This is a genomic window from Leisingera sp. NJS204, from assembly GCF_004123675.1.
GTDB lineage: Bacteria > Pseudomonadota > Alphaproteobacteria > Rhodobacterales > Rhodobacteraceae > Leisingera.
Map to the genome: position 1 here is coordinate 2,400,993 of NZ_CP035417.1, position 12,969 is coordinate 2,413,961.

General features: G+C 64.4%; 13 protein-coding genes. 7 read left to right on the plus strand and 6 right to left on the minus strand.

What is annotated here, in order from left to right; all coding sequences use genetic code 11:
- Positions 1–45: 45 nt before the first annotated feature.
- The gene (locus ETW24_RS11770; RefSeq protein ID WP_129371228.1) at positions 46–213 is read left to right on the plus strand and encodes a hypothetical protein; all 168 of its coding nucleotides are present in this window, start codon (positions 46–48) and stop codon (positions 211–213) included.
- 21 nt (positions 214–234) lie between these two features.
- Positions 235–1,419: a vWA domain-containing protein gene (locus ETW24_RS11775; RefSeq protein WP_129371229.1), complete on the plus strand. Its 1,185-nt coding sequence runs from the start codon at positions 235–237 to the stop codon at positions 1,417–1,419.
- A 246-nt stretch (positions 1,420–1,665) separates the two neighbouring features.
- On the opposite strand, the gene ETW24_RS11780 is transcribed toward ETW24_RS11775, so the two are convergent.
- Entirely contained in the window at positions 1,666–2,034 is a 369-nt protein-coding gene (locus ETW24_RS11780) for a hypothetical protein (protein ID WP_129371230.1), read from the minus strand.
- A 412-nt stretch (positions 2,035–2,446) separates the two neighbouring features.
- Here ETW24_RS11780 and minC point away from each other — a divergent pair, with 412 nt between their 5' ends.
- From minC to ETW24_RS11805, 5 genes are all read left to right on the plus strand, one after another.
- Positions 2,447–3,211 (plus strand): septum site-determining protein MinC, encoded by a 765-nt coding sequence (gene minC, locus ETW24_RS11785; protein WP_129371231.1) that lies wholly within the window; start codon positions 2,447–2,449, stop codon positions 3,209–3,211.
- 25 nt (positions 3,212–3,236) lie between these two features.
- Positions 3,237–4,085: a septum site-determining protein MinD gene (minD, locus tag ETW24_RS11790; RefSeq protein ID WP_129371232.1), complete on the plus strand. Its 849-nt coding sequence runs from the start codon at positions 3,237–3,239 to the stop codon at positions 4,083–4,085.
- A 3-nt stretch (positions 4,086–4,088) separates the two neighbouring features.
- The gene (minE, locus tag ETW24_RS11795; protein WP_129371233.1) at positions 4,089–4,352 is read left to right on the plus strand and encodes a cell division topological specificity factor MinE; all 264 of its coding nucleotides are present in this window, start codon (positions 4,089–4,091) and stop codon (positions 4,350–4,352) included.
- 141 nt (positions 4,353–4,493) lie between these two features.
- Positions 4,494–5,936: an HD-GYP domain-containing protein gene (locus ETW24_RS11800; protein ID WP_205877249.1), complete on the plus strand. Its 1,443-nt coding sequence runs from the start codon at positions 4,494–4,496 to the stop codon at positions 5,934–5,936.
- 31 nt (positions 5,937–5,967) lie between these two features.
- Complete coding sequence (locus ETW24_RS11805; protein ID WP_129371235.1) at positions 5,968–6,654, plus strand: M48 family metallopeptidase; 687 nt, start codon at positions 5,968–5,970, stop codon at positions 6,652–6,654.
- Positions 6,655–6,723: 69 nt separating this feature from the next.
- Here ETW24_RS11805 and ETW24_RS11810 read toward each other — a convergent pair whose 3' ends face one another.
- From ETW24_RS11810 to ETW24_RS11830, 5 genes are all read right to left on the minus strand, one after another.
- Positions 6,724–7,266, minus strand: coding sequence for an RSP_2648 family PIN domain-containing protein (locus ETW24_RS11810; protein WP_129371236.1), 543 nt, complete (start codon positions 7,264–7,266; stop codon positions 6,724–6,726).
- Between the two features lie 5 nt (positions 7,267–7,271).
- Positions 7,272–8,486, minus strand: coding sequence for an RSP_2647 family RNA methyltransferase (locus ETW24_RS11815; RefSeq protein ID WP_129371237.1), 1,215 nt, complete (start codon positions 8,484–8,486; stop codon positions 7,272–7,274).
- 83 nt (positions 8,487–8,569) lie between these two features.
- Positions 8,570–9,238, minus strand: coding sequence for a DUF6778 family protein (locus ETW24_RS11820; RefSeq protein ID WP_237454701.1), 669 nt, complete (start codon positions 9,236–9,238; stop codon positions 8,570–8,572).
- Positions 9,239–9,411: 173 nt separating this feature from the next.
- Entirely contained in the window at positions 9,412–9,681 is a 270-nt protein-coding gene (locus tag ETW24_RS11825; RefSeq protein ID WP_129371238.1) for a hypothetical protein, read from the minus strand.
- Entirely contained in the window at positions 9,665–12,469 is a 2,805-nt protein-coding gene (locus ETW24_RS11830) for a glutamine-synthetase adenylyltransferase (RefSeq protein ID WP_129371239.1), read from the minus strand. The genes ETW24_RS11825 and ETW24_RS11830 overlap by 17 nt, the downstream gene beginning before the upstream one ends.
- Positions 12,470–12,969: the final 500 nt, after the last annotated feature.

Here is a 12,969-nt window from a genome sequence, read left to right on the forward strand (position 1 = left end):
CCGGGCCTGAAAGACTGATCTGAAAGACAGGAAACGGAAAACACCATGATTGTAATCGCCGGCTTGGTGCTGGGCGCCGTTATTGGCGCAACGAAGGCCCGCAAACGTGGCGGCAATACCCTGGACATGCTGCAATACGGGGCTGTCTATGCCATCGTATTTGGTATGATCGGGCTGCTGGCAACCATCCTGACCCACCGGGTGCTGGCGTAACTGCTCAGCAAAGGCGCCGCGATGTTCCAGCCCTTCTTTGAAAACCTGCGCAAGGCGGCCATTCCGGTGTCTTTGCGCGAATACCTGACCTTTCTCGAAGGCATGAAGGCGGGGCTGGCGACCTACGACATCGAGGCGTTCTACTTCCTCGCCCGAGCAGCGATGGTGAAGGACGAGCGCAACATCGACAAGTTCGACCGCGCCTTCGCCGCCACATTCAAAGGCCTGGAGGCGATCCCGGCCGAGGCCGTGATGGAGGCCGTGGACATTCCCGAAGACTGGCTGCGCAAGATGGCGGAAAAACATCTGAGCGCAGAGGAGAAAGCCGAAATCGAGGCGCTTGGCGGCTTTGAGAAATTGATGGAGACGCTGCAGGAGCGGCTTAAGGACCAACAGGGCCGCCATCAGGGCGGCAATAAGTGGATCGGCACCGCGGGCACCTCGCCCTTTGGCGCCTATGGCTACAACCCCGAAGGCGTGCGCATCGGCCAGAAGGAAAGCCGCCACCAGCGCGCGGTCAAGGTTTGGGACAAGCGCGAGTTCAAGAACCTGGACGGCGATGTCGAGCTTGGCACCCGCAACATCAAGGTGGCCCTGAAACGGCTGCGCCGCTGGGTCCGCCAGGGCGCGCATGAGGAGCTGGATCTGGACCGCACCATCCGCTCCACCGCCGAGCATGGCTATCTGGATGTAAAGACCCGGCCCGAGCGGCACAATGCGGTGAAGGTCCTGCTGTTCCTGGACGTGGGCGGCTCAATGGATCCGCATATCAAAGTGGTGGAGGAGCTGTTCTCGGCAGCGCGGACCGAGTTCAAGCACCTGGAGTACTATTACTTTCACAATTGCCTGTATGAAGGCGTGTGGCGCGACAACCGGCGGCGCTGGGGCGAGAAGACCCCGACCCATGAGGTGCTGCGCACCTACGGGCCGGACTATAAATGCATCTTTGTGGGTGACGCCTCGATGAGCCCATATGAGATCGCCTATGCCGGCGGCGCCAATGAGCATTGGAACGAGGAAGCAGGCCAGGTCTGGCTGCAACGCGCGCGTGACGCCTGGGGGGCAAACCTGTGGATCAACCCGGTGCCGGAGAAATACTGGGACTACACCCATTCGATCGGCATGATCCGCGAGATCTTCGAAGGCGCCATGGTGCCGATGACGCTGGACGGGCTGGAACGCGGCATGCGCGAGCTGTCGCGCTAGGCTTTTCTTCCTGACAGCCGGCGGGCCCAACCGGGCGCCGCAAGACTCAGCGGCCCTCCCGCGCCTGCAGATGCGCCGGCTGGCGCCAGCGCCCCTTGGCAGCCTTGGGCATGGCATCCTGCCAAGGCAGGATGCGCGCCGGACCTTAAGGTCCGGCGCCGGGCCCAACCGGGAGGCCGGCATTTCAGATGCAGGCCGGACGGGCGGGAGCCACGCTTTGCGACTCCGATTTGCGCTTTTCTGCTGCTAAACGCCCCAAAGCCCCCAACCGCCCAAAGCCGCGACCGGCACGAACAGCCAGCCTTGCGGCAGCAGCCCATAGCCCGTGCGGCGCAGCGGCGGCACCACGATGCCGATCACCGCAGTCACCGCCGCCAGAACTGTTCCCGCCAGCGCCATGTCAGCCGAGCCGCGGGCGCCGAGAAACAGGAACAGAGCCATCAGGCCCAGATAGCCGGTCACCAGATGCCAGCAGAACAAGGTGGTTTCGCGCACGACATCCGGCAGCTGACGGTCCTGTGCCAGCGGTACCGCACATTCCCGGCCCCCGATGCAAGCGTGAACACCCATCCACAGGGCCGCCAGCGCTGACGCCGCAAGTAAAGTCCACTGCATCGCAATTCTCCAATTTCTTAATAAAATCAATACCGCCGGTCAAATGTGCAACCTGGCAGCCTATTCAAACCATGCCAAGCCGGAGGGCACCACTGGCAAATACGCCGCAGAGGCTGCGGCTGGTGCGGCGTTACTCCGGCACTGCTGATTGCGCCCCGCGGCGCTGTGCCGCCGCCGCTGGTTCCAGAGGGCGGCTGGGCAATGCCCCCCTGTCCCGGCCGCGCGGACAGCAATCCTTTTTTGCACAACCTGAAGCAGTCTGCCCGCGGAATTCCGCCGCTGGGAACGGCATCCGGCGCATGTCCGCCGAAGCGGCTTCGGACCGGTTGAACGGGCCGCCCCGCAACCGCTATCCGTAAGGAAAAGAAGAAGCGGCAATACAAAGGCCGCAATCCCCGAGCAGGAGCCTCGCGTGAGCGTGCCGCATCAAGACATCCCTCCCCGTGGCGGTGCCCCCGCCGCTGCCATAAAGCCGTTTCAGATCCGCGGACGGTATTTCACCGCCGTTGCGCTGCGCCCCGAAGACGGGCCGCTGGACAAGGCGTTTTATACGGCCCTTGACGCGCAGCTGCGCTGGAGTCCGCATTTCTTTGACGGTGCGCCGCTAATCCTGGATCTGGCCCAGGCGCCGGGGCTGACCCGCCCGGCTGAGCTGCGGGCACTGACCGACAGCCTGCGCAGCCGCGGCCTGGCAGTGTTCGGGGTGCAAAACGCCTCGCCCTCGCAGGTGGCCGCCGCCGAAGGCGCCGGGCTGATCACCATTGCCAGCGGCAAGGATGCGCCGCTGAACACCGAAGGTCCGGCCCGGCCCGGTACCCGGCGGGAATTGCCCAAGAAATTGCGTCCGCCGCAAAACCGGCTGATCACCCAGCCGGTGCGGTCCGGCCAGACGGTTGTGGCCGAAGGCGGCGATCTGGTGGTGGTCGGGCCGGTCAGTTCCGGCGCCGAGCTGATTGCGCGCGGCAGCATTCATGTCTATGGCCGCCTGCGGGGCCGCGCCATGGCTGGTGCCGAGGGTGACGAGGAGGCGCGGATCTTCTGCAACAGCCTGGACGCCGAGCTGCTGGCAGTGGCCGGGCTGTACCGGACAAGCGAAAATTTGGAACCGGAGCTGTTGAACCGCCCTGTGCAGGTGTTCCTGCAGGATGGACGGCTTTGTGTGGAGACCCTGGGATGAGCGCAGGGATAAGGAAGGCAGAACGATGAGCAAGGACCTGAAACTGGAAGAGCCGCTGGGCAAGGTGATCGTGGTCACCTCGGGCAAGGGCGGCGTTGGCAAGACCACCACATCCGCTGCCGTCGGCGCCGAGCTGGCGCGGCGCGGCCACAAGACGGTGGTGATCGATTTTGACGTGGGTTTGCGCAACCTGGACATGATCATGGGCTGTGAACGCCGGGTGGTGTTCGACTTTATCAATGTCATTCAGGGCGACGCCAAGCTGAAGCAGGCGCTGATCCGCGACCGGCGTCTGGAGACGCTGTCGGTGCTGCCGACCTCGCAGACCCGCGACAAGGATGCGCTGACCAAGGATGGCGTCCAGAAGGTGCTGGAAGAGCTGCGTCAGGAGTTCGACTATATCATCTGCGACAGCCCTGCGGGCATTGAACGCGGCGCCCAGATGGCGATGCATTTTGCCGATGAAGCGATTGTGGTGACCAACCCCGAAGTGTCCTCGGTGCGCGACAGCGACCGGGTGCTGGGCCTGTTGAACAGCATCACCGACCGGGCGGGCAAGGCCGGTGCGGAGCCAATCAAGGCGCATGTGCTGATTACCCGTCACGACAAGTCCCGCATCAGCAACGGTGAAATGATGACGGTAGAGGACGTGCTGGAGGTTCTGGCAGAGCCGCTTTTGGGGATCATCCCTGAAAGCAAGGCAGTGCTGCGGGCCTCCAATCTCGGGGTGCCGGTGGTGCTGGATGACCCTTCTGCGGCGGCCACCGCCTATGAGGACGCGGTGGGCCGGCTGATTGGCGAGCAGATTGAGATGCGGATTGCCGCCGACCGGCGGCCCGGCCTGCTGCAGCGGCTGTTCGGACGGGCGGTGTAGGGCATGTTCGGTTTTTCCCTCCGCCCCCGCAAAGCCTCGGCCAGCACTGCCAAGGAACGGCTGCAGATCCTGCTGGCGCATGAACGCAGCAGCAGCGGCGGTGTCCGCCCCGACTGCCTGCCGCAATTGCAGCGCGAGATCCTGGAAGTGATCCGCCGCCATATGCAGATCGGCGACGAGGCGATCGACATCCGCATGGAACGCGGCGATGAGCTGTCGAGCCTGGAAATCAACATCGAGTTTCCCGGCAAGCTGGGCATGAACTGAACTGCCCGTCGGGGCAGTGCATGTCCCGGCAGTTTTATTAAATTCCGGCGCGAATTCCCCAACCCGTCCGCGCCGGGGTAAGGGCAGGTTAAGCCTGCCCGTGGTGTCATGGGCCTTCCGCATCTTTCGCGCAGAAGGCCCATGACTATCTTAAATCAGAATTCGCACCTCGCCGGTGCCGCCCCCCAGGAAACCTTGCGGCTGGGGGAGCTTCTTGGCGCGCTCAGCCATGCGCTGGACATGACCGAAGGCCAGCCCAAGGGGCATTGCCTGCGCTGCTGCTGGATCGGCATGCAGGTGGCCGCAGAGATGAGGATGGCGCCTCAGGCGCGCTCCGACCTCTATTTCACTTTGCTGATGAAGGATCTGGGCTGCAGTTCCAATGCCGCCCGCATCTGCCAGCTGTACAAGACCGACGACCTGTCCTTTAAGCGCGATTTCAAAACGGTGAACGGCCTGCGCCAGGGGCTGGGGTTCCTGTGGCGCAACACGGCCGGCGGCGCCGCGGCCTGGACCCGGCTGAAAACCCTGAAACAGGTGCTGGCAAGGAACAGCAGCATAGCCGCAGAGATGATCGACACCCGCTGCAACCGGGGCGCGGCAATTGCCCGGCAGATGCGGTTTTCCGAAGCTGTGGCCGAAGGCATCGCCGGCCTGGATGAGCATTGGGACGGCGGCGGCCTGCCGCTGGGCCTGGCGGGCGATGCAATCCCGCTGTTTTCGCGCATTGCGCTGATGGCGCAGGTGGTGGATGTCTTTGCCGCCGAGCGGGGAATCGAGGGTGCCGCAGCGGAGCTGGAGCGGCGTGCGGGCACATGGTTCGATCCGGATCTGGTGCCGGTCTTCACCTCGGTGATCCGCCGTCCGCGCTTTCTGCCGGATCTGTGGGATCCCGGGCTGGAAGCAGAAGTGCTTGCCACCCCGCAGGCCCGGCACATTCATCCGGTGGATGAGGATTACCTGGATGAAATCAGCGAGGCGTTTTCATTGGTGATCGACGCCAAAAGCCCCTTTACCCACGGCCATTCGCGGCGGGTTGCGCGCTATACCGGCATGATCTGCGATCAGCTGGGCTACTCCCCGGAACGGCGGCGCTGGATGGTGCGGGGGGCGCTACTGCACGACATTGGCAAGCTGGGTATCCCCAATACTATTCTGGACAAGCCGGACAAGATGACCGAGGCGGAAATTGCCAGGATGAAGCAGCATCCGGTGCTGGGTCATCAGGTGCTGAGCCGGATTTTCGCCTTCCGCGAACTGGCCGATGTGGGCGCGGCGCATCACGAGCGGCTGGATGGAAAAGGCTACCCTTACGGTCTGGACGCCGGCCGGCTGAGCCAGGAGATGCGGATTTTGGCAGTGGCCGATATCTTTGACGCGCTGACCGCGGACCGGCCCTATCGCGCTGCGCTGCCGCTGGATGAGGCTTATGCGATCATGGACAAACTGTCGGGGCCTGGAATTGATCCGGACTGCTATGCAGCACTGCAGGACGCGGTCACTGCCAGCGGCTGGCCGTCGGGCCAGGACAGGCTGCCGCAGGAAAGCGGATGGGCGGCAGCGGATCATGCAGAAACCGCTTGAGCCTGGCAGGGTCAGCCCCCATATCTGAAGCATGCTGCGCCTTCTGCCCATTCTGCTGGCCGTCGCTTACGGCCTTGTGATGTACCGGATTTCGATCTGGCGCACCCACCGTGAGCTGGACCAGCGCTCAACCGAGCTGGCGGATGCGCGGCTGAAAGGGCTGACCGACCGGCTGGCGGCGGCGCTGGAGATTGCCCGCATCCCGGTGCATATCTATGAGGTCGATCCGGTCAACGGGCTGGCGGCGCCGGACGGGCGGATCTTTATCACCCGCGGGTTTTACCGAAAGTATCAGAGCGGCGAGGTCAGCGCCGAGGAAATGGCATCGGTGATTGCCCATGAGCTGGGCCATGTGGCGCTGGGACATGCGAAGAAACGGATGATCGATTTCTCCGGCCAGAACGCGCTTCGCACGGCGCTGATGATGATCCTGGGCCGCTACATTCCCTTTATCGGGCCTTGGATAGCCGGGGTGCTGACCGGTTTGATCGCAGCGCGGCTGTCGCGCGGCGATGAGTATGAGGCAGATGAATATGCCGCCGCATTGCTGACCAAGGCGGGCATTGGCCTGGCGCCGCAGAAAAGCCTGTTCACCAAACTGGAAGAGCTGACCCAGGCACGCGCGGGCATGGCGCCGGCCTGGCTGATGAGCCATCCGAAAACCGAAGAACGCATCGCCGCGCTGGAGCGGCTGGAAGCGAAATGGGCCAAGGGCTGAGCTGGCTGAGGGCATGAGGGGCCTGCCCCTCATACTCCCCGGAGTATTTGCAGAAAGATGAAGAAACAGTCAGCCGGCCAAGGCTTTGGCCAGCCTTGGAAGCCGGGCTTTCTTCAGCAACGGGCGGATTTCCCAGCTGCCGCCGGAGAGGCGGTTGGCCTCGGCCAGGACTTGGCTGCCCAAGGCCTCCATGCCTGCGCCGTCCTGCAGCCAGAAGCGGTAGAGGAGTTCGTCAGCGCCGATACGCTCCAGGCCTTCCTCGGCCAGGGTGTGACGGGGGAAGTCCTTGTTGTTGAGGGTAACAATTGCGTCGGCGTGGCCGGTGATGGCGGCGGCCAGCACATGGATGTCGGCGCTGTCGGGCAGCCACAGGCGGGCTTCAACGCCCGGAGAAGCCGGCACTTCGGCCTTGGGCCAGCTGGCGCGGGCCAGCGCGGTCTCGGCCTTGGCCTGCGCCGCGCCTTCGGGGCCGAGTTTCAGCGCCGCGCGTTCCCATTCGCCCAGGATGCGCGCAGACCAGAGCGGGGTGAAATGCCCCAGCCTGGCCGCGCCCAGCAGCATCTCCCGCATCACGGTCGGGTACAGCACGCAGGTGTCCAGGAGCAGCTTCATCCCTGTCAGTCCAGCCGGAAGAACACGGCCTTAAGGTAGCCGCTTTCCGCCAGCTGCGGCAGCTGCGGGTGGTCGGGGCCGGCATAGCCGGTGTGGATCAGCGTGCCGCGGCGGCCGGATCTGCCGATACCGCGGGCCGAGGCGTTGCGGAATTTGGCGAGATCCGCCGCGTGCGAGCAGGAGCAAAGCCCAAGGTAGCCGCCGGGTTTCACCAGCGGGGCGGCCAGTTTGGCAATGCGTTCATAGGCCCGCAAGCCCGCCTCCAGCGCCTGTTTCGAGGGCGCAAAGGCGGGCGGGTCGCAGATAACCACGTCGAAGTTTTCGCCTTCCTTCTGCAGCGCGTCCAGCACGTCGAACGCATCGCCCTGGCGGGCGGTGAACCTGTCCTTGTGGCCGCTGGCTCCGGCGCCCCGGGCTGCCAGCTCAAGTGCGGCGGCAGAGCCGTCAACGCAGGTGGCGTGCGCGGCCCCCCCTGCCAGCATCGCCAGGCCAAAGCCGCCGACGTGGGAGAACACATCCAGCACCTTGGCGCCCTGCCCTGTGAGGCGGGCGGCGAAGGCATGGTTTTCACGCTGATCGAAGAACAGCCCGGTTTTCTGGCCGCCGGTCAGGTCGGCCATATAAGTGGCGCCGTTCATCTGCACCGGAACAGGTGCGGCGGGCGTTTCGCCCAGCAGGGTCTGGTTCTGATCGTCCAGCCCTTCCAGAGTGCGGGTGCGGCCAGCGGCGTTTTTCAGGATCACGTCTGCACCGGTCACATCCGCCAGCGCCGCGGTGAGTATGTCCAGATGCATTTCGGCCCAGGCGGCGTTGGGCTGGACCACGCAAGCGGCGCCGAACCGGTCGATGACCACGCCGGGCAACCCGTCGGATTCGGCATGGACCAACCGGTAGAAGGGCGCGTCATACAAGCGTTCGCGCATCTCCAGCGCGCGGGACAGGCGGGCAGCGAACCAGGCCTGATCAATCACCGCTTCCGGATCGCGGTCGAGCATCCGGGCGATGATCTTGCTGTCCGGGTTCACCGAGACCAGCCCCAGCGGGCGCTGCGCCTCATCCTCCAGCACCGCCAGGGTGCCAGGCGCCAGATTGCGGGTGCGGCGGTCGGTCACCAGTTCATTGGCATAAACCCAGGGAAACCCGTGCCGGATGGCGCGGGCGTTGGATTTGGGTTTCATTTTCACGCGGGGGCGCTGATGCGCATCTGAGGAGGCTGTCATAGGGTCCTCATAGCCTTAAGCCCGGAACAGGAAAAGGGGCCGCATGGCCCCTTCCCGCAGAACTTCGCCGCTGCGCATTGGCTTTATTGCAGCGCCTGCAGCAGCCCCAGACGCGGATTCCGGTAGCTGCCGGGTTTGGTCAGCTCCTGGCGGACCACATTGGCCAGGTGGCCGGTGATGCGGATTTTTTGGGTCTGGCCGCGCGACATGGCTTCCAGGGCGCGGGCGCCGCCAAAGGCTTTGAGATCGGCCTCGATGGTTTTTTCCGGGCGCAGCAGGGCGCCGGTGGCCGGATCGGTGAGCCGCATCTTGAAGGTGATGGCGTGAATGCCGCCGGTGGTGTAGCGCGCCTTTTGGGTCAGGGCGTGAAAGCGCTGCAGTTCGATATGCAGATCGGCCTCGATCGCGCCGCCCATGCCGGTGCTGCCGGCCTCCATGGCGCGCTGCACGATTGCCTGCACCTGGGCGTGGCGGTCGCCGTAAGGATCCTCGCGCCAGACAATATCGCCTTTGGGCAAATAGCTGTTGGCCTCGGAAACGGAGAGGCTGCGCGGCACATCGACGGTAACGCGGCTGACCCGCAAAGCCGGCACCGGATCCACCTGCGGCAGAGTTTCATAGCCGTCGGGCACGTGCACCGCCGCGTCGGGCACCGGCTCGAACGGCAAGTTGCGCGACGGCACGTCCACCGAGGCGCAGGCGGACACCATCAGCCCGAGGGAGACGAATGCGAGGCTGCGGAAGATGTTCATGGCTCTGCTCCTTACCGTTTTCAAGCCGCCGGATCAGGGACCGGAAGGCGGGTTCAACAGCAGGATGCGTGTCAATCGGGGCAGAATTGGGACAATTTAAGTCCAATTTAGCGAAAAATTAACGAATGTTTATGACCGGTCAACGATTGCCCCGGCCTGCCCCGTCGCTGCTATCAGCGCGCGCGCGAACGCCAGCCGCCGCGGCGGCGCGGTGTGGCGCTGCCTTCCAGCCCGTCGCGCAGCACTGCAGTCATCGGATGGTCCGGATCTGCGTTGCCGTACATCTCCAGCAATGCGTTGATATCTTTCCGGCTGTCGCGGGTAGCGTCCATGCCCAACGCCCAGTCAAAGAAAATGCTGCGGCATTGCGCGTCCGTAATGCCGTCGATCCGGTAGGATTCGTAGATCAGACCGCGCGGGTCCTGTTCAGTGCTGCCCTTCATCCGCCCCATCCCTTTCCAAGGCCTCTGCAATCAGCGCCGCACAGCGTTTGTAACGGGTCTGCAGCTCCTGCTCCAGCGCATCCAGCCGGGCGTATCCGGTGGTGCGGCAGAGGAACTGCGCACCGCCCTCCCCGATCGTCTCCGCCTCGATGGCTTTGCCGGAAAGCAGCCGCGCGGCACTTTGCACCGACCAGAATAGCCGGTAACTGGCGGTCAGGTATTCTGCATCCGCGTCATTCAGCCATCCGGCAGCGACAGCACCCAGCAGGCCGGAAGCCACATCGCGCGCCACCGAGTCGGAAGTAAGCGCGCCGGCTTGCGACAAAAGCTCGATATCCATCATCCGGCCGGCGCCGTTTTTGGCGTCCCACAGACCTGATGGCGCCTTGGCGGCGGCCAGCCGCACGCGCATTTCCGACACCTCCTGCAGCACCTTGGCCAGATTCCGCGGCTGGGCCAGGAAAGCGGCGCGGAAGGTTTCGATTTCGGCGGCAAGGGCGGTCTCGCCCGCAACCACCCGCGCCCGGGTCAGCGCCAAATGCTCCCACACCCAGGCCTCGTTCTGCTGGTAGTTGGTAAAACCGGCCAGGCTGACCGCCACCGGACCCTGATTGCCCGAAGGCCGCAGGCGCATGTCGACCTCGTAAAGCTTGCCCTGCGCCATCGGCGCCGAAAGCGCAGTGACAAAGGCCTGGGTCAGCCGGGCGAAATAGGGCCGCGTGGCCAGCGGGCGCTTACCCTCGGACATATCCGCATCGCCCGGGTCATAGATCACGATCATGTCGAGATCGGATTGCGAATTGATCTGCCCTGCCCCCAGCGATCCCATGGCCAGAACCGCCGCGCCGCGTCCCGGCGGGGGGCCGTGCTTGCGGGAAAACTGCGCCACCACTACCGGAGCGAGGCCGGCAATCACCACCTCGGCCAATTCGGCGTATTGGACACCCGCCCGATGGCCGTCGATCAGCCCGCGCAGGTGATGCACGCCGATGCGGAAGTGCCATTCCTTGCACCAGCGGCGGGTGGCATCAAGCCGGGCCTCATAGTCGCCTTCCTGCGCCAGCCGCTTTTTCAGTTCCGCCCGCAGCTGCTCTGCCCCTGGCCAGGGATCAAAGAAGGAACCGCCGATCACCGCATCAAACACCCCGGAATTGCGGGACAGGAAACTGGCCAGCTCGCGCGAGGTGCCGGCGATATCCACCAGCAGATCGATCAGCTGCGGGTTGGCGCCGAACAGCGAGAACAGCTGCACCCCGGCCGGCAGCCCGGACAGGAAACCGTCCAGCGCCACCAGGGTCTCGGCCGGTTTGGCGGTTTTGGCAACGCGCGACAGCAGCTCCGGTTTCAGCCGCTCAAATATCCGCGCCCCGCGGGAGGAGCGCAGCGCCGGATAAGTCGGCCAACGGGCGATGATGGCGCCGTCCAGATTGGCGGTGTCCTTTGCGGTGTCAGCTGCGGTCGGCGTGCCGCCGGGCGAGAAGAACCCCTCGGTCAGCTCATGCACTTCGGTCAGCCGGTCCCTGATTTGTGCTGTCAGCTCCGCCGGATCGCAGTCCATCAGGCAGGCGATACGGGCAATGCCGTCCTCGGATTTGGGCATCTGGTGGGTTTGCGCGTCATGCACCATCTGAATGCGGTGCTCGACCTCGCGGTGGGCGCGGTAATGGGCGGACAAGGTTTCAGCGGTGCCCGGCGGCACCCAGCCCTTGTCTGCAAGGGCGGCCAGCCCCTCGACGGTGCCGCGCAGGCGCAAGGCTTCGTCGCGCCCGCCGGCGATCAGTTGGCGGGTCTGGGTAAAGAACTCAATCTCGCGGATACCGCCGCGGCCCAGTTTCATATCGTGGCCCGGCACATGCAGGGCGCCGCCGGTGCCCTTGTTCTCGCGGATGCGCAGGCGGATGTCATGGGCGTCCTGGATGGCTGCGAAATCCAGGTGACGGCGCCAGATAAAGGGCCGCAGGGTGGTCAGGAACCGCTCTCCCGCCGCGATGTCGCCCGCACAGGGGCGTGCCTTGATGTAGGCGGCGCGTTCCCAGGTTCGGCCCAGGCTTTCGTAGTAACGCTCTGCCGCTTCCATCGCCAGGCAGACAGGGGTGACCGCCGGATCCGGGCGCAGACGCAGGTCGGTGCGGAACACATAGCCGTCGCCGGTGCGGTCGCTGAGGATGGCGCACATGTTCTTGGTTGCGCGCACCATGCCCTGACGCGCCTCAAAGAAGTCATCCGGGTCGAACCGGGTTTCATCGAACAGGCAGATGAGGTCGATGTCAGAGCTGTAGTTCAGCTCATGCGCGCCCATTTTACCCATCGCCAGAATAGTAAGCCCGCCTGCGGTTTCCACATCATCCCCGGTCAGGCCCGGCAGTTTCTTGCGGCGGATCAGGTTGGCGATTTCGGATTTTATGGCGACGTCTGCACACAGCGCCCCGAATTCCGTCAGCGCCCCGGTCACCTGTTCCAGGCTCCAGCCGCCGCTGAGATCGCACAGCGCCGTCAGCAGCGCCAGCCGCCGTTTGGCCTGGCGCAAGCCCGGTTTCAGCCCGCTGCCTTCGAGCGCCCGGCAGTCTGCAAAGACCGCCGCCAGCGCGGCATCAGGATCCTGCAGCGCCTGCGGCAGCCAGGCCGCCTCGCGCGCGGTCAGCTCCTTAAGATACGGGCTGGAACCGCAGGCGCCTGCCACCAGTTCAGCAAACGCGCCGGACAGTTCCGGCACCAGGCTGCGCGCCTCGGCGCCAAGGCCGGGATCAAAAGGGCGGGGAATGCGGGAGATGTTCAGGGCTGTGGTCATGCGCCGAGACTGTTCCCGCCGCAGCGGCGCGTCAATGGCCGAATTGCCGCTGCCCGGTACAGGTTTACCTAAGGTCAGGAAAACCTGAATGGATAAACAGTCCAAGTAAAGATATCGTTAATACACGGTCATGCTCCGGTTCCCGGGGCCGTTTCGATGTAAAGAGTATCTTGTTAACAGGGGATGCCGGGCTGCGCTGGCAATACCCCGGCTCTGCTTGGGACCTTGCGTATTTTGCAGTGCCGTCCCCTGCCCGGCTTGTGTATCCGGAGCATGACCGTGCGATCCTCTGCCAATCGCGGTCCTCTGCTGATCCTGAGCTTGGCGCTGTTTGCCAGAGTGTTTGCGATGTTTCGCAGAGCAATGAGCAGCAAGCGTCCGGGTGCGCATTTTCGAGCTATTGCGTAACTTCCTGTCAAACCCTTGGAATATATACGATAACGGGCCACTGGCAGTGAAGAAAACCATCCTCAAAACCGCATTCAAAGCACCCTTGGCCT